This is a genomic window from Paenibacillus sp. TY11, assembly GCF_059772165.1.
The window spans coordinates 73,086-90,460 of the sequence record NZ_JCBAIQ010000016.1; the positions used below are offsets into that span (position 1 = coordinate 73,086).

At 47.1% G+C, this 17,375-nt stretch carries 17 protein-coding genes; all 17 read right to left on the minus strand.

The features are described 5' to 3' along the window. Window positions 1-125 precede the first annotated feature (125 nt). The 17 genes from dapA to rnpM all read right to left on the minus strand — a co-directional run bounded on the left by dapA (window position 126) and on the right by rnpM (window position 17,360). Complete coding sequence (gene dapA, locus AC6EJC_RS17825; RefSeq protein ID WP_444955120.1) at window positions 126-1,007, minus strand: 4-hydroxy-tetrahydrodipicolinate synthase; 882 nt, start codon at window positions 1,005-1,007, stop codon at window positions 126-128. A 41-nt stretch (window positions 1,008-1,048) separates the two neighbouring features. Continuing rightward, the gene (dapG, locus tag AC6EJC_RS17830; RefSeq protein ID WP_444955177.1) at window positions 1,049-2,266 is read right to left on the minus strand and encodes an aspartate kinase; all 1,218 of its coding nucleotides are present in this window, start codon (window positions 2,264-2,266) and stop codon (window positions 1,049-1,051) included. A gap of 36 nt (window positions 2,267-2,302) precedes the next feature. Beyond that, on the minus strand, window positions 2,303-3,340 hold the full coding sequence (locus AC6EJC_RS17835; protein WP_444955121.1) for an aspartate-semialdehyde dehydrogenase: 1,038 nt from the start codon (window positions 3,338-3,340) through the stop codon (window positions 2,303-2,305). Window positions 3,341-3,475: 135 nt separating this feature from the next. Then, window positions 3,476-4,069, minus strand: coding sequence for a dipicolinate synthase subunit B (locus AC6EJC_RS17840; protein WP_444955122.1), 594 nt, complete (start codon window positions 4,067-4,069; stop codon window positions 3,476-3,478). Then, complete coding sequence (gene dpsA, locus AC6EJC_RS17845; protein WP_103047852.1) at window positions 4,066-4,965, minus strand: dipicolinate synthase subunit DpsA; 900 nt, start codon at window positions 4,963-4,965, stop codon at window positions 4,066-4,068. Before dpsA ends, AC6EJC_RS17840 begins: the two co-directional genes overlap by 4 nt. Window positions 4,966-5,149: 184 nt before the next feature. After that, window positions 5,150-5,596, minus strand: a complete 447-nt coding sequence (gene dut, locus AC6EJC_RS17850; protein WP_444955123.1) for a dUTP diphosphatase — start codon at window positions 5,594-5,596, stop codon at window positions 5,150-5,152. Then, window positions 5,574-6,839, minus strand: a complete 1,266-nt coding sequence (locus tag AC6EJC_RS17855) for a M16 family metallopeptidase (protein ID WP_444955124.1) — start codon at window positions 6,837-6,839, stop codon at window positions 5,574-5,576. The genes dut and AC6EJC_RS17855 overlap by 23 nt, the downstream gene beginning before the upstream one ends. A gap of 66 nt (window positions 6,840-6,905) precedes the next feature. Then, window positions 6,906-7,910 (minus strand): polysaccharide deacetylase family protein, encoded by a 1,005-nt coding sequence (locus AC6EJC_RS17860; RefSeq protein ID WP_444955125.1) that lies wholly within the window; start codon window positions 7,908-7,910, stop codon window positions 6,906-6,908. Between the two features lie 230 nt (window positions 7,911-8,140). Then, entirely contained in the window at window positions 8,141-10,243 is a 2,103-nt protein-coding gene (gene pnp / locus AC6EJC_RS17865) for a polyribonucleotide nucleotidyltransferase (protein ID WP_444955126.1), read from the minus strand. 214 nt (window positions 10,244-10,457) lie between these two features. After that, window positions 10,458-10,727, minus strand: coding sequence for a 30S ribosomal protein S15 (rpsO, locus tag AC6EJC_RS17870; protein ID WP_007430074.1), 270 nt, complete (start codon window positions 10,725-10,727; stop codon window positions 10,458-10,460). Between the two features lie 131 nt (window positions 10,728-10,858). Then, window positions 10,859-11,797 (minus strand): bifunctional riboflavin kinase/FAD synthetase, encoded by a 939-nt coding sequence (locus tag AC6EJC_RS17875; RefSeq protein WP_444955127.1) that lies wholly within the window; start codon window positions 11,795-11,797, stop codon window positions 10,859-10,861. Window positions 11,798-11,855: 58 nt separating this feature from the next. Further along, a complete protein-coding gene (gene truB, locus AC6EJC_RS17880; RefSeq protein WP_444955128.1) occupies window positions 11,856-12,791 on the minus strand; it encodes a tRNA pseudouridine(55) synthase TruB in 936 nt (311 codons plus the stop codon). Further along, a complete protein-coding gene (locus AC6EJC_RS17885; protein ID WP_103047857.1) occupies window positions 12,788-13,765 on the minus strand; it encodes a DHH family phosphoesterase in 978 nt (325 codons plus the stop codon). The genes truB and AC6EJC_RS17885 overlap by 4 nt, the downstream gene beginning before the upstream one ends. A 51-nt stretch (window positions 13,766-13,816) precedes the next feature. Next, a complete protein-coding gene (rbfA, locus tag AC6EJC_RS17890) occupies window positions 13,817-14,167 on the minus strand; it encodes a 30S ribosome-binding factor RbfA (protein ID WP_010346342.1) in 351 nt (116 codons plus the stop codon). A gap of 20 nt (window positions 14,168-14,187) precedes the next feature. Continuing rightward, window positions 14,188-16,743, minus strand: coding sequence for a translation initiation factor IF-2 (infB, locus tag AC6EJC_RS17895; protein WP_444955129.1), 2,556 nt, complete (start codon window positions 16,741-16,743; stop codon window positions 14,188-14,190). Beyond that, window positions 16,736-17,059, minus strand: coding sequence for a L7Ae/L30e/S12e/Gadd45 family ribosomal protein (locus tag AC6EJC_RS17900; RefSeq protein ID WP_013309928.1), 324 nt, complete (start codon window positions 17,057-17,059; stop codon window positions 16,736-16,738). Before AC6EJC_RS17900 ends, infB begins: the two co-directional genes overlap by 8 nt. Then, a complete protein-coding gene (gene rnpM, locus AC6EJC_RS17905) occupies window positions 17,052-17,360 on the minus strand; it encodes an RNase P modulator RnpM (RefSeq protein ID WP_007430067.1) in 309 nt (102 codons plus the stop codon). The genes AC6EJC_RS17900 and rnpM overlap by 8 nt, the downstream gene beginning before the upstream one ends. Window positions 17,361-17,375: the final 15 nt, after the last annotated feature.

The following is a 17,375-nucleotide window of genomic DNA, read 5'->3' on the forward strand; positions in this document are numbered from 1 at the left end:
ATAAGAACGCCCTTCATGCCGGAGGACCTTGTCAGCCCATAAACCCTGTCAGTTGAGCACCTATCGACTGCCTTTAACAAGGTTACTCCTTAGTATTAATTAATAGCTTACATCCCTATTTGTCTTTAGCGGGTAAATAATTTCTTAATAAATTCCGCTTCGTCCTCAGTAGGAGGAATAAGCGGCAACCGAACCGAACCGACCTTAACCCCCCGTAATTCCAATGCATATTTTACTGCCACCGGATTAGGCAGAGGATGAGGACAGCCAAACAAACCCTTGAAAATCGGGAACAACTGCTGATGCAGCTTTGCTGCCTCCTGCGCATGTCCCCCTACAAGTGAATCGATCATCTGCTTCATTTCTGCACCTACCACATGACTCGCTACGCTGATAATACCGTAAGCACCTACAGCCATAGCAGGCAGCCCGGAGGCATCATCCCCAGAATAAACCAGAAAACCTTCTGGCGCTGCCGCTGCAATCTGTGTGACCTGCGCAAGGGATGCACATTCTTTGGTTCCCACAATGTTCGGAATTTGTGCAAGGCGCAACGTCGTTTCAGCTGTTAGACTCGCTCCGGTACGGCTTGGAACATTATACAGTATAGCTGGGAGGGATGTTGAGTTTGCAATACTCTCGAAATGCTGATACATCCCTTCCTGATTCGGTTTATTATAATATGGCACTACCAGTAGCACACCGTCTGCTCCTGCCTGCTCCGCAGCACGGGTCAGATGAATGGAGTGACGCGTATTGTTGCTTCCAGTCCCGGCAATAATTTTACATCGTCCAGCCGCTTTTTCTACAACAAATGCAAACAACTTGATTTTTTCATCATCGCTCAGGGTAGGAGACTCCCCTGTTGTTCCAGATACAACAAGTGACTCTGAACGTTGTTCTTCTATTAAGTAATCAATCAACGAGGACAATGCAGTCCAGTCAATCTCTCCTTGCTGATCAAAAGGTGTCACCATTGCGGTAATCAGTCTGCCGAAGTTCACCATGCTGCCTCCTTTTTTTTGCAAGTCCGAGCACGGAAATGCGCCTATTGATGGAGTTCAAATTTATTATGCAATGCGCGTACAGCCTGCACCATATCTTCTTTTTTAACAAGTACCCAGATCGTCGTGTTGGAATCTGCCGATTGAAGGATCTGTACCTCTGACTCTGCCAATGCCTCCACAATCGTCGCCATAATGCCCGGTACCCCGTTGATACCACCGCCTATGACCGAAACTTTAGCACACCCGGCCAGAATCTTAGGCTCTAGGCCCAAGCCGTTCAATACTTCAACCGCTTTGCTTCCATCATTATCGAACACGGTATAAACCGCTCCCGATGGAGTTACGTTAATGAAATCGACGCTGATTCCATGTTCTGCCATAGATTTGAATACTTGTAATTGCAAGTGCTCCAAACCCGGCTTTAACTCAACAGTAATTTGAGTGACCTTACCGACATACGCAATACCGGTCACGAAACGGTCTACGATGTCTGCCTGCACGTCCTTAAAGCCTTCCGGGTGGGTGACCAGCGTACCTTCTCCTTCGGAGAAGGTAGAGCGAACACGGACCGGGATATTAGCCTGCATGGCGATTTCAACAGCACGAGGATGGATAACCTTTGCCCCCTGATGAGCCATATTACAAATTTCCGTATAGCTAACATGTGCAAGCGGCTTCGCATTTTCCACAATGCGCGGATCAGCGGTCAATATGCCGTTCACATCCGTATAAATATCAATCATATCCGCATGTAGAGCAGCACCCAAAGCAGTAGCTGAAGTATCGCTGCCTCCCCGGCCCAAGGTAGTCATATCACCGTCTGCTGTCTGTCCCTGAAAACCTGTCACAATGACAACTCGGCCCTGATTCAGCTCTTCCACAATACGGTCTGGCTTTATATCCAAAATACGAGCATTGCCGTATTGATCATCCGTAATAAAGCCTGCCTGTGCCCCAGTCAGCACCGTAGCAGGAATGCCTTCCTTTTCCATCAGGCTGCATAATGTAGCGGCAGAAATGATTTCACCACAGCACAGCAGTAAATCCCGTTCGCGCTTCGGAAGACTGTCGCCGTTAGACGCCGCCCAATCGAGCAGCGTGTCCGTGGCATAAGGCTCTCCTTTCCTCCCCATGGCCGACACGACAACAACCAGTTGAACATTTTGTTTCAGCTCCCGCTTCACATGTCCCAGCACAAGTTGACGAGCTTCAGGTGTGGACAGCGAGGTTCCCCCAAACTTTTGTACTAAAATACCCATCATTCTTCCCCCATATTACTCCCTGCTTTAGGAACGTTACTCCGCATTTGCAGCAATAATTTCCGCGATTTGCACCGCGTTCCATGCCGCTCCTTTGAGCAGATTGTCGGATACGACCCACAAATTCAATCCACGGCTGTTGCCCAAATCACGGCGTACACGCCCTACGAATACGTCAGGTTTTCCTGCAGCTTCGGATGCCAGCGGATAAAGCTGTGCAGCAGGATCGTCCACTACCGTTACTCCCGGTGCTGAAGCAAGCAGATTGCGGATTTCTTCTAGATCATAATCTTTTTTAAGCTCTACATAGACAGATTCCGAGTGACCGTATACAACAGGAATACGCACACACGTTGCTGTTACGTCCACAGATTCGTCACCCAGTATTTTTTTCGTTTCACGTACCATTTTCATTTCTTCTAGTGTATAACCATTGTCCTGGAATTTATCGATTTGCGGGATAGCATTGAAAGCAATTTGATGCTTTACTGGCAACGAGCCTACCGGCAACAGATCAGGCTGAACTTCATCACCGCTAAGAATCGCTGCACTTTGACGATTCAATTCATCAATAGCACGGGTTCCAGCCCCGGATACCGCCTGATATGTGGATACTATGATACGAGAAATGCCATACCGATCATATAATGGTTTCAAAGCAGCTACCATCTGGATGGTGGAACAGTTCGGGTTGGCAATAATTCCCTGATGCTCGGCAATTTTGTCGCTGTTCACCTCAGGTACTACAAGAGGAGCTGTCGGATCCATTCGGAATGCGTTTGTGTTGTCAATGCAAACTGCCCCATGACGAACAGCATGCGGTGCCAGTTCCTTACTTACGTCTCCACCTGCACTAAACAAAGCAATGTCGATTCCTTCAAAGCTGTCGGGGGTAGCAATCTCTACTGGAATTTGCTGACCTTTAAAGCTAATTAACGTGCCGGCAGAACGAGGCGAAGAAAGAAATTTGACTTTGTCCACAGGAAAATCCCGTTTTTCCAGCAGATTTACGATCTGTTCTCCTACAGCGCCTGTCGCTCCAACGACAGCTACATTAAACTTTCTATTGCTCATCTGGTGTATCTCCCCTTCTCGACTAAAAAACCATTTTTTTATTCTGAAAGCATCCACCGCCAACAAGAAATTAGACCCGATACATTATCGAATCATCTTCTAGGCGAGGGATGCTCAGCAGTTAACTATAGTACTTCACGGGATCTTGCGTTCCACAATCATCGGCTGAAGCTGTTTGCCCTGCAGTGCTTCATAAGCAGCCTCCGGAATCAGCTCCATGTTAGCTACAAGCGAGTTGGGCTTTTTAACTGGATTGTCCTGTCCGAACGGCACAAAAAAGATGTTTTTGGCTACTAATAACTTGGCGATATTGGCAGCATTTAGACCAAGTCCATCATTAGTAGATATGGCTAAAAGAAGTGGACGACCGTTGCGTAATTGCGCCTTGGCAGCCATCAAAACCGGACTGTCTGTCATCGCATTCGCTAACTTGCTCATCGAATTCCCCGTCAAGGGTGCAATCACCAGCACATCGAGTATTTGGGAGGGACCCAGTGGCTCAGCCTCCACAATTGTAGAAATGATATCATTCCCCGTTATATCTTTCAACTGTTTTTGCCAACTTTGCGAAGTACCAAAGCGAGTATCTGTTGTCAGTACTGTATTGGATATAATGGGAACGACCTTTGCCCCCTCATCAACAAAGCGCTGTATAACAGGCATTACCTCTTCAAATGTGCAATGTGAGCCTGTAATTGCATAACCTACTGTTTTCCCTTGCCAACTCATTGTGCATCCCCCCGATCAGGATTATCTTCCATTAACAACTGCACCAGCGTATTCGCTATAATGGCACCAGCAGTTTTGGGAGCAACAATACCGGGAAGACCAGGGGCAAGCATAGCCTTGATTCCACGCTTTTCCGCATAACGGAAATCACATCCGCCCGGGGCGGAAGCAAGATCTATAATCACGGTGCTCAATGGCAATTTAGACAGGATTTGCGCTGTGATAATCATAGAGGGTATCGTATTAAAAATCAAGTCAACTCCCTTTGTCTCATGCGCTAAATCCCTTGTCATAAAAGGCTTCCAACCCATTTCCACGGCTCTCGCTGCATCCTCTGCCCGCCGTACTCCAACCTTCACTCTGGCTCCCAACCCCTGTAGTGCCCTTGCCATGGTAAATCCAGTCCGTCCCATGCCTAGAACCATACAATCTGCACCGTGAATCGTAAAATCAGTATGCTGAATGGCCATCATCAGTGCGCCTTCGGCCGTAGGTATAGAGTTGTATATGGCCACATCATCTCTCTCCAGCAGCTCTACCAGCTTTAACTCATGTCTGGTACAAATTTCTTTTAAGTACGTCCGCGCCATCCCTGTATATACAACGCAATGCGGTGGAAGAGCAGCAGCATGCTCATTTAGAAACTGGAGCTTCTGTGCTCCGAAAAGTGCATTTACGTTGCCTTCCTCATCGCATCCCACCACCGGCAAAATCAGTGCGTCTGACGATTCCAGCAGCTTGACAGACATTGGTTCTAGTGTCACTCCTTTGAGTGGTACTTCAAGCTTGTCAAAACCGACCACACTGACGGTAGCATCCATGTCCACACATTTGCGGATTACCTCAAGCTGCCTCGCATCGCCACCCAAAACAACGACGCGTATTCCTGTTAGCATCCGGATCACTCCTTTCCGAGACACGATATGCTTTTAGTCTATGCGAGTGCCCGGAGAGGGGTGAAAAAACACAAAAAAAAGCCGCCCCTTTATGAGGCGACCTTTATTTGCATGCTTACTCTTAAGTAAGTAAATTGAAGTTTTTACAAAATATACATTCGTGCATCGCAAACCAACCATAGCCTCAGCGTCCTGTATGGCCAAAGCCTCCAGCACCACGCACTGTTTCAGATAATTGGTCTACTTGTTTCAGCTCTACCTCAGGTACAACCTGAAATACCATTTGTGCAATTCGCTCATTGCGCGTAATCGTGAACGATTCCTCGCCCAAATTAATAAGAAGTACCTTAATCTCCCCACGATAATCCGCATCAATCGTTCCCGGTGTATTGAGACAAGTAATACCATGCTTAAGAGCTAGTCCACTTCGCGGACGGATTTGTGCCTCCAATCCCGCTGGCATAGCTATTGCAAATCCAGTTGGAACGAGGCAACGTTTGCCGGGTTCCAGTACCAGATTTTCCTGTACTGCTGCATACAAGTCAAACCCTGATGCAAGCTCTGACATTTTGCGGGGCAGCTCAATATCTTCATTGCCCCCGAGTCTATTAATTTCCACGTAAGTTAACAAAATAGTCCCTCCTCATATCCTTAACCGCTGAATCACTCGCTCCGACCATCGACAGGGCAAACGGCTCCGAGAACATCCGGTCCAGCACTTTGTTCACATCATCAGCCGTCACTTGCTCGATATGTTCGATCATTTGATCCAGCGTATAATGCTGACCAAGCATTAATTCATTTTTTCCAAGACGATTCATCCGGCTACCTGTACTTTCAAGGCTTAAAATCAAACTTCCTTTTAACTGTTCCTTGCCTTTACGAAGCTCATTAGCGTCCAAACCGTTGACAGCCACATCTCGTAACAGCTCTAGCGTCAAATCCAGCACGTCCTTTGTCTGCTTAGGAGCCGTACCTGCATAAATCGTGAACGTACCACTGTCCGCATGGGAGCTATGATAGGAATAGACCGAATAAGCCAGCCCGCGCTTTTCCCGAATTTCTTGAAACAAACGTGAGCTCATACCGCCGCCGATCGCGTTATTCAGCAAAACCATAGCATACTGGAGATCGTCGCCAGTTGCAAATCCAGGCAGGGATAAACAAATATGATTTTGCTCCGTTGCTTTCTCATGGTACAACAGCTCACCGTTAAACGCAGGTACTGTCAGTGGCGAAGCGGTTCCATGATTATCAAAATGTCCAAAATGTCGCTCCAGCAATTCTACAAGGCGATCGTCAACATTACCAGCAACACTGATAACTGTATTATCGATTGTATAATGCTCCTTCATATAATGGCTGAGATGTGAGCTATCCATAGCAAGCAGGTGCCCTTCGGTTCCGAGAATCGGATAAGCCAGTGGATGCTCACCATAGGCCGCCCGAGATACAAGATCGTGCACCATATCATCCGGTGTGTCCTCGTACATGGAGATTTCCTCCAAAATCACATTCTTCTCTCTAGCCAGTTCTTCCCGATCCAGTTTGGAATTAAAAAACATATCAGACAGCACGTCAACTGCGATCGGTAGATGCTCATCCAACACTTTGGCATAATAGCATGTATATTCCTTCGAAGTGAAAGCATTAACATTTCCTCCGATGGCGTCGAATTGCTCAGCGATTTCCTTAGCGTTAAAACGCTCTGTTCCTTTGAAAAGCATGTGTTCAATAAAATGAGAAATACCGCTATTGTCTGGTGTTTCATTCCGAGAGCCGGTTTTAACCCAGATGCCGAAAGAAACTGAACGCACGGTTGGAATTTTTTCAATGACCACTCTTAGGCCGTTTTTGAGTTGAATTCTTTCCACGATTGGCCCTCCTAAACTGAATTGCATACTTCGCCATAATGTTCAATCCTAACAGAAAAAAGACGTTCACTCAACCGGAGCGGGTAGCTGCCGATCAGGGGAAAGCGTCTGACTGACAGTTCCGGGCACAAGTCCCTTACTACGAATGGCATGGATCATGCCTTTGAGAGCAGCCGTTGAGGAATCTGTTGGGTGCATCAATATCAGGGAGCCTGATTCAACCTTGCTGCTGATTTTATTAATCACCGATTCCGGTGACGGATGTTTCCAATCTACGGTGTCCAATGTCCACAGCACTGTTTTGAGCCCACGTTCTGCCGCTATATCCACCGTTTGCTGATTAAAATCGCCTGATGGAGGGGCAAACCAGTTATTTTTGACACCCAAAGTTTCTTGAAGAAGCAATTCCGTCTTTTCTATTTCTTGTGTGGCTCTGGCTCGACTCAAACGGCTCATATTCGGATGAGAGTAGGCATGATTCGAAATCTCATGTCCTCTTTTTTGAATCTCCTTGGCGAGTTCAGGATTTTTTTTCAGCCAACTTCCATCAAGAAAAAACGTGGCCTTGACCTTTTCCTGATCCAGCGTAGTCAGTATAGGCACGATATACTCATTTCCCCATGCTACATTGATCATGAAGGATACCATTGGCTTTTCAGGATTCCCCCTGTAAATTGGAACATTACCAAGCTGATTTAAATGTATTTTGGGTGCTAATTGCCGATATACATATTGAATGGGCCGATCCGGAGCTGCAATGGCTTTGCGATAGGTAGCATCCAAATCGACCTCCAGTCCGTTATAGCCTGGAATAGCCTTCCACACCCTGTCGATCTTGGCATCAACTGGTTCCCGCCGCTGACGGGCTGCTTCTGTCCTTAGTCGCTGCATAAGCGCATTATCGGGTAAAGCCGCTATTGCCATCGCTGTTGCAGCCTCAGGCTCTCTAACTCCTGTAGCGTCTCCATCGCGTAATTGACTAGCGTAATCACGAACCCCGCTAAACTGCCCGATTACCAGTGTGATGGCTAAACTGGCTACCACCCACACTGCTCTTTTTGCCCTACTCATGATTCCTTCATCCTCCCGCCCGTTTGTCCACATTGTATGCGGGGAGGACAAGAACTATGACGCAGCAGCTTCTAGCAACCCACTTTGATGCAGCTTGTGCATATGTATGAAAAAAGAGCCAGAAACGTAGCTCTGCCTCTTTCCAAAAGCTTAAATAATGCTATTCAAATCCCTTGTTCTGTAAATACGAAGAGTTACTCCTGCCTTTCTAGTCTGCAACATGCAGGTACCTAGGATTTTGCAGGCGCTTCTGCAGTCAGAACAGCCTTGCGGGACAGATTGACACGGCCTTGTTGATCAATTTCGGTTACTTTCACCGTAATTGTATCCCCAATAGCAATTACATCTTCAACCTTTGCTACACGCTCAGTAGACAGTTGAGAAATATGAACCAGACCATCTTTGCCCGGTAAAATTTCAACAAATGCACCGAATTTCTCGATCCGTTTCACTGTACCGATGTAAATCTCACCGACCACGACTTCCTTTACGATACCTTCAATAATGGAACGCGCCTTTTCATTCATCTCTTGATTTGTGGAAGCGATGAACACTCGACCATCTTGTTCAATATCGATTTTTACGCCGGTTTCTTCGATGATTTTGTTGATGATTTTACCACCAGCTCCAATAACATCACGGATTTTGTCCGGGTTAATGTGCATCGTCATAATTTTTGGAGCATACGGAGACAACTGCTCACGCGGCTTCTGGATCGCTTCCATCATTTTGCTAAGAATGAACAAACGTCCTTCTTTAGCTTGCTTTAGCGCATCCTGTAAAATCTGGCGGTCAATACCGTCAATTTTAATATCCATTTGAATGGCAGTTACGCCTTCCGCTGTACCAGCAACTTTAAAGTCCATATCGCCCAGGTGATCTTCCATGCCTTGGATATCAGTCAATACGGAAACATGATCTCCATCCTTGATCAATCCCATGGCTACACCTGCAACCGGAGCTTTAATCGGTACACCTGCATCCATCATAGCCAGTGTGCTTGCACAAATACTAGCTTGTGAGGTCGAACCATTCGATTCCAGTACCTCGGAAACCAGACGAATGGTGTATGGAAATTCAGTTTCGGAAGGAATTACTTTGGAAAGTGCACGCTCACCAAGAGCACCATGACCGATTTCACGACGACCCGGTGCACGCAAAGGACGAGCCTCACCTACGCTGAATGGCGGGAAATTGTAATGATGCATGAAGCGTTTCGTTTCTTCCAGATCAATACCGTCCAAAATTTGTACATCACCCAATGCACCGAGTGTACAAATGCTAAGCGCTTGCGTTTGACCGCGTGTAAATAAGCCCGAACCATGCGTACGCGGCAAAATGTTAGTATCGCTTTCAATCGGACGAATTTCATCAAGCTTACGACCATCAGGACGCACTTTATCATGCGTGATCAGACGACGGACTTCTTCCTTAACGATATCATAGAGAACTTCGCTCACGTCGCTCAAAAGCTCAGGTGTCTCTATGTATTGTGCTTCAAAATGGGCAACTGTCTCTTCGTTGACTGCATCAATCGCCTCTTGACGGGCATGTTTTTCTGCAATTTTAACAGCTTCCATTAAACGCTCAGCTGCATAAGCACGTACTTCACTGTTCACTTTTTCATCAACAGCATGCAGCTTGACCTGCATTTTCTCTTTACCTGCTACTTGCACCAATTGTTCAATAACTGCCACAATGTTCTTAATCTCATCATGACCGAACATAATAGCTTCCAGCATAACTTCCTCTGGAATCTCGTTGCCTTCGGCTTCTACCATCATGATGGCATCTTTCGTTCCGGCTACAACCAGGTATAGATCGCTTGCATTCTGCTGTGCAATATCCGGGTTAATCACAAATTGCCCGTCTACACGTCCTACAGCAACTCCGCCAATTGGTCCATTAAAAGGCACATCCGAAATACTAAGTGCTGCCGAGGTTCCGATCATCGCTGCAATTTCAGGTTCGCAATCCTGATCGACACTCATAACCAGGTTTAACACCTGTACATCATTCCGGAAACCTTCCGGGAACAATGGGCGAATTGGACGGTCTGTCAAACGGCTGGACAAAATCGCTTTTTGACTCGGACGTCCTTCACGTTTAATAAATCCACCAGGAATTTTCCCCACAGCATACAATCTTTCCTCATAGTTTACGGTCAGCGGAAAAAAATCCAAATCTTTCGGTTCACGGGAAGCGGTCACGGTACAAAGCACAACTGTTTCTCCGTAGCTCACTTTAACTGCCGCATTGGCTTGTTTCGCAAGACGTCCTGTTTCCAGCACCAGCTTTCTCCCGCCGAGCTGCATTTCTACGCGTTGCTCCATGGTATCCCTCCATTTCATTTCATTGTAAAAGTTCTATACATATCCAGTATTTCCTGCGCAGGTCTTATTCATAAGATGCTCGAAGGCAAATTAAGATATGTAATTCAAAAAAAGATTCCTCATTTCAAAAAAGAACCCGGCTGCTGTCCGCCGTCGCCTTAGCAGGGACAAGCGGTGAACAACCAGGCTTCTTTTCTCATTACATGTCTGAAAATTAACGACGCAGTCCGAGACGCTCGATCAACGCACTGTAACGTTTAACATCAGTCTTCTTCAGGTAAGCCAAAAGTTTACGACGCTGACCGACCATTTTCAACAACCCGCGGCGGGAGTGATGGTCTTTCTTGTGCGAACGAAAGTGACTTTGCAAGTTGACGATGTTTTCAGTAAGGATAGCGATTTGTACCTCAGGTGATCCTGTATCGGATTCATGAGTTTTGTACTCCTCGATCAATTGCTGTTTACGCTCTTGAGTCAATGCCATCCTGTTCACCTCCTTCATTATAATCGCCATTAGCCTCGTAGCCGCCGGTGAAAGCGGACAACCAAGCTAAGGTTCATCGTTGTTTACACAACATAAGTCAGTATAACACAGCGCCTGTCTTATGTAAATAATTAGCCTAACAGCTTTTTAGCCGTTTGTGCGTCATTACCAATTTGACTGATCAGCTCATCCACCGAAGAGAATTTGCGTTCAGGGCGGATGTAATGGTGAAGCTCAACGAGCACAGACTCCCCATAAATTTGCTGATTAAAATCAAATAAATGTACTTCAAACGACGGATTCAGCACACCTTCATGAAAAGTAGGTTTAACCCCTACATTCATTACACCGTTTATCCAACGATGGCCTACGAAAGCCCGTACAGCGTATACACCCTTGACCGGAATCACGTAAGTATCATCCAGTTTGAGATTAGCGGTCGGAAAACCGATAGTGCGCCCGCGCTTCTCTCCATCCATTACAGTACCTTGGATACGATAAGGACGTCCCAACCAACGAGAGGCATGCGCTAGATCCCCGGTCTGTAGAGCACGGCGAATGCCGGAGCTACTCACCTTGTCCCCATCCAGTTCGAACGGTGGTACAGTGTGGACAGACATCAGCTCTCCTCCCAGTTTCCGAAGTGTATCCTCATGCCCGGCTCCCCGGTGGCCAAACCGAAAATCAAAGCCTACTACCGCCGTTCGAATTTGCAATGGAAGCAGCACGTCAGTCATGAACGCCTCAGGGCTAACCTTGGAAAATTCTTCATTAAAACTCAAAATATAAAGTACATCCACACCCATATCGGCCAGAATAGTCTGCTTGTCCGCAAGCGGTGTTAAATAGCCTTCATAATCGCCTTTTTTCATGACTTCCTTCGGGTGAGGGTGAAATGTCATGACAGATACCGGCACTTTCTGTTCACGAGCCAGCGCAACGGCCTTGCATATCACGCTTGCGTGTCCCAGATGAAGACCATCGAACTGACCGATCGCCGTGACCTGTGGACGTCCCCACTGCTGCAAAAGCTCATCACTCAATGGATAAGATAACGATACGGTAATCATTATTAATTCACCTGCATTTCACATCATTTGACTAACTTCGTCAAAATTATAGCACAATTCAAGGTAAAAAAACTTTAATTGGGGCGATCGCACCTGATTCATCCCGCCCATATATCCCTAAAAACGTTTTATCCTCTTTATACAATCGGAAGGGCTGGCTGTCCGTCACAGGTGGTGAAATCATACTCAGCGACAGGCGTTGGCCTTGCAGAGCCGCAGCTACCTTGGCTTCAGCCACTATATGCTCAGGCATATAGTCAATCGCCTGATCGGTTGCAATAAGTCGCTCTCCAAGACTGCCATCCGCTACGAAGCGTTCTATCTCTTCGAACGTCAGGCAACGTTCCGCAGGAATTCCCGCAGACATAGTTCGCTCCAGCTTAACCATCGTTGAAGGATATCCCAATTCACGGCCAATATCAACACATAGTGTACGGATATACGTGCCTTTGGAACATAAGGCACGGAAGGATATATCCACATACGATCCCGTCTCCGTGAATCCTGTCATTTCCAGCTCATAAATGTTTACTTCACGGCTTTTACGTTCCACGGTTTTGCCTTCTCGGGCCAGCTCGTATAGACGTTTTCCATCTACTTTGAGCGCAGAGTACATTGGTGGCACCTGGGAAATTGTACCGACAAAACGCTCCAGAACCGCTTTGGCTTCCACTTCCGTCACCTCTACTGGACGTTCACTCTCTTCCGTGATTGTCCCAGTCAGGTCTTCGGTATCAGTGGCAATACCTAATCGCAATGTAGCCCGGTATTCCTTGGGCCGCTCCTGCATGTATTCCACCACTCGGGTAGCACGTCCCAGACACAAGGGCAGCACACCGGTTACCTGCGGATCAAGCGTTCCGGTGTGTCCGATTCGCTTCATACCCAATAAACGGCGAGCCTTGGCCACCACATCATGAGAGGTAAATCCAGCAGGTTTATAGACAGGTAGAACGCCTTCCCAAGTTGCCTGTTCCTTCTTCATCGGGTTCATAGCTCAGACTTCACCCGCCCTACAACTGTCTCAATGATATCTTCCAGCTTACCCTCTAGCCGGCAGCCAGCCGCACGCACATGTCCACCGCCCCCAAATGATTGAGCCAACGCAGCTACATCAACATTCCCTGCCGATCTCAAGCTGGCCTTGACCGCTTGATCATTAATAACTTTAAAGAAAATGCCTACTTCAACCCCACGAATATTTCTTGGATAATTCACAATGCCTTCCAAGTCCTCATTTACAGAGCCACATTCCGTCATATCGTCAGGTGTTACAACGACCCAAGCGACTTTACCATCCTCCGACATCGTGAGCGTTTGCAATGCTTTTGTCAGCACCTTCATTTGGGGAAAGGTCATTTCCTCAAGCAATTTCTCGGACAAAGATGGACCATCTACACCGTAAGCAAGTAACTGTGATACCGTAGACATCACTTTCGGTGAAGTGTTGGAGTAGCGGAAGCCTCCTGTATCCGTCAGCAACCCTGTATATACAGCCGTTGCTACTTCAACGTCCCAGGTTACTGCAAATTCTTCCAGTAGATCAAAAAGAATTTCCGCTGTTGCCGCAGCATCCGACTTAATCACATTAACCGTACCATAAGCATCATTCGTAGGATGATGATCAATATTCAGGATAATGGCATCTTCCGTAAAAAACTGCTCTGTCAAACCAACACGACGGTAATCCGCACAATCTACACAAATGATCCGGTTGTATTTACGTTCTGGCGGTTGCTGGCTCATATCCATAATCTCATCGGCATGCCATAAAAAATCCATACGCTTCGGAATAGGTCCCTCATTCAGCATGGTAAATTTTTTCCCCAGACATGAGAGAAGCCAGCCCACCGTTACGGTGGAGCTGACTGCGTCTCCGTCCGGCTGTACATGCGATACGATCAGGTAATCATCATGCTCCAGAATAAATTCCTTCGCTTGTTGAAGCGCCTGTTCATAGGTATGCATTGCCTTCTCCTTTACATTCAGTTCATGGTTCCTTCAGACAAACTAAAAGTTTTATTTTTCATCCTTGTCGATATCACTCAGCAGCTTTTCAATTCGACTGCCGTAAGCAATAGATTCGTCAATTTTGAAAATCAACTCAGGAATATGGCGCAGCCGTATCCGTTTGCCAAGTTCAGAACGAAGATAACCGTTCGCTTTGTCTAATGCTTTCAGGGAAGAATTTTTTTGTTCTTCATCCCCAAGTACGCTCAAGTATATTTTCGCTTGGGACAAATCGTTTGTGAGATCGACACCCGTTACCGTGATAAAACCGATGCGGGGGTCTTTTAATTCGGTTTGTATGAGTTGGCTTAGCTCCTTCTTGATCTGCTCGCCAACCCGACCTGTACGTATTTTAGCCATGGATGCTCACCTCTCTGCCGTTAGCGCTCCACTGTTTCCATGACGAACGCTTCAATAATGTCGAGTTCCTTAACATCATTATAGCCATCAAGGGTAATACCGCATTCGTAACCTTGGGCAACTTCTTTTGCGTCGTCCTTAAAGCGTTTCAGTGAGTCGATTTTACCTTCAAAAATGACGATGCCGTCACGAATCAGGCGTGCTTCTGCTGAACGGGTAATTTTACCGGACGTCACCATACAACCAGCGATCGTACCGACTTTTGTAACTTTGAATACGTTACGGACTTCAGCGTGCCCGATCACATTTTCTTTATACTCAGGATCCAGCATGCCCTTCATGGCTTGCTCTATTTCTTCAATGACATTGTAAATGACGCGGTGTAGACGAATGTCCACTTTTTCAGCTTCCGCTGTAGATTTCGCCTGGTTATCCGGACGAACATTAAAACCAATGACAATGGCATTGGAAGCTGCGGCCAAAATAATATCGGATTCGGTGATTGCTCCTGCACCACTGTGAAGAATTTTAACGCGCACACCTTCGACTTCAATCTTGTTCAAGGAACCTTTCAGCGCTTCGACGGAACCTTGCACGTCACCTTTAATTATGACGTTCAGATCCTTCATCTCACCATCCTTGATGTGTTGGAACAGGTCATCCAGCGTTACGCGGGTATTACTGCCCAGGTCAGATTGACGTTGGGTAATCGCACGTCTGTCAGCAATAGCACGGGCTTTGCGCTCATCCTCGAACACCATGAACGGATCGCCAGCAAGTGGAACTTCTGTCAAACCAGTAATTTCAACTGGAGTGGAAGGACCTGCTTCCTTAAGACGACGACCTTTATCGTTGACCATGGCACGAACACGTCCGAAGCAGTTACCCGCTACGAAAGCATCGCCGACTTTCAGTGTACCGTTCTGAACGAGGATACGGGCTACAGAACCACGACCTTTATCCAGCTCGGCCTCGATGATGGTACCACGTGCCCGTTTGTCTGGGTTCGCTTTGTACTCATTCACTTCAGCTACGAGCAGAATCATTTCGAGAAGGTCTTCCAGACCCATTCTTTGTTTCGCGGAAACGTTGACGAAAATCGTATCGCCGCCCCACTCTTCAGGTACCAATTCATATTCAGTGAGTTCTTGCTTCACTTTATCCGGGTTGGCATCCGGTTTGTCGATCTTGTTCACAGCTACGATAATTGGCAGACCTGCCGCTTTCGCATGGTTAATAGCTTCGACCGTCTGTGGCATAACACCGTCGTCAGCTGCAACCACGATAATCGTCATATCTGTCACTTGAGCACCACGTGCACGCATAGCGGTAAAGGCTTCGTGACCCGGCGTATCCAAGAAAGTGATTTTTTTGCTGTTGATTTCAACTTGGTATGCACCAATATGCTGTGTAATACCGCCAGCTTCGCCACCAGTTACATTAGTGGAGCGAATGGCATCCAGCAAAGTCGTTTTACCATGATCGACGTGACCCATAATCGTTACAACAGGTGGACGTGTTTTCAGATCCGCAGGATCATCATTTTCTTCCACAGTTTCAAAACGATCTTCTTCGACCGGAATTTTCACTTCTACCTCGACGCCAAAGTCTCCGGCAAGCAAGAGAATGGTATCCATATCCAGTTCCTGGTTAATGGTCGCCATTGTTCCGAGCATAATCAGCTTTTTGATGACTTCTGACGCATCCTTGTGAAGAAGCTTGGCTGTTTCGCCTACGGTCATCTCACCACGCACAATAATTTTCTTAGGCGTGTTGTCGATTTTCTCGCGACGCTCCTGTTGTTGACCTTTACCACGATTGTTGAATTTCCCACCACGATTGCTTCCACCGCGATTATTGCCTCCACGACCACCGTTACCACCGCGTCCGCCGCCTTGACGGTTATCGTCAAAACGTCCTTGACCGGAACGGTTACCACTGTTGTTGGAGTTACTACCTGTACGGTTGCCGCCACTACGGTTCGCATTGTTGCTTCCTGTGGAAGAGGACGTTCTTACTGCCGTACCGCCCTGACTACTTCCCTGAGGACGTGAGTTAGTGCTTTGGTTACCTTGAGGACGCGAACCTGTGTTGCCGCCGGGACGCTGCTGTCCTCCCTGTTGTTGACCATTACTGCGGTTCTGGGTGCTTTGTTGACCACTTGGTCTACTAGTACTTTGTTGACTGCGGTTTTGACCGCCCTGCTGACTACTTTGCGCTTTTGGAGCGCTGCTTCGGTTACTGTTTTGGTTGTTGTTTGTCCTATTCATACTTACCTGCTTTTCCTGTTGATTTTTGGTTTGCTCAGTTGAATGATTACTATTCTGGCTTGAACCGGCCTGATTCGAGCTTACTTGCGCCGTGCCTGCTCCGCCTTGCTTGGCCGCAGCATTGGATTTAATATTCTTAAAAAAATTTTCCACTTTACCTACGGCATCGTGTTCCATGACGCTCATATGGTTGTTCACGGGAATATCCAGCCGTTTAAGAATGGTGATAATTTCTTTGCTGCTCATGTTCAACGATTTGGCGTATTCGTATACCCGCACTTTGTCTTTGCTTTCTTGTTTACTCAATATACTCCACCTCCGACATTATCCCCGCATGTTTCTTGATCAATTTCGCGAATCCTTGATCCGTCACAGCCAGCACAACCCGTTCAGGTTTGCCGATACTGCTTCCCAAGCTTTCCCGGTCAAATCCTATCAATAAGGGGATTTTGTACGTCCCGCATTTGTCGCGGAATTTCTTTTGAGTATTCATTGAAGCATCTTTCGCAAGAATGACCAGCTTGGCTTCTGAAGACCTGATCGCTTTATAAACGATCTCATCACCTGTTAGCAGCTTGCCAGCTCTCATGGCAAGACCCAATCCAGACAGCGCCTTATTCATCCTGCACGCTGCCTTGTGCCGCCAGGAATTCTTCCTCGACGGCAGCAAAATCACGACTTAGCTGCTCATAAATATCAGGATGGACCGAGTGCTTCAATGCTCGATCCAGTGCCTTGCTCTTTTGAGCCAGCTTGAAGCAGGCGGCTTTGCCGCACAAGTAAGCGCCGCGTCCCGACTTTTTGCCAGTCAAGTCAATCAACACTTCGTCTTCAGGGGTTTTGACGACACGGATCAACTGCTTCTTTGGCATCATTTCATGACAGGCCACACATTTGCGCAAAGGTATCTTTCTCTGTTTCATGCATTAACCCCCCTA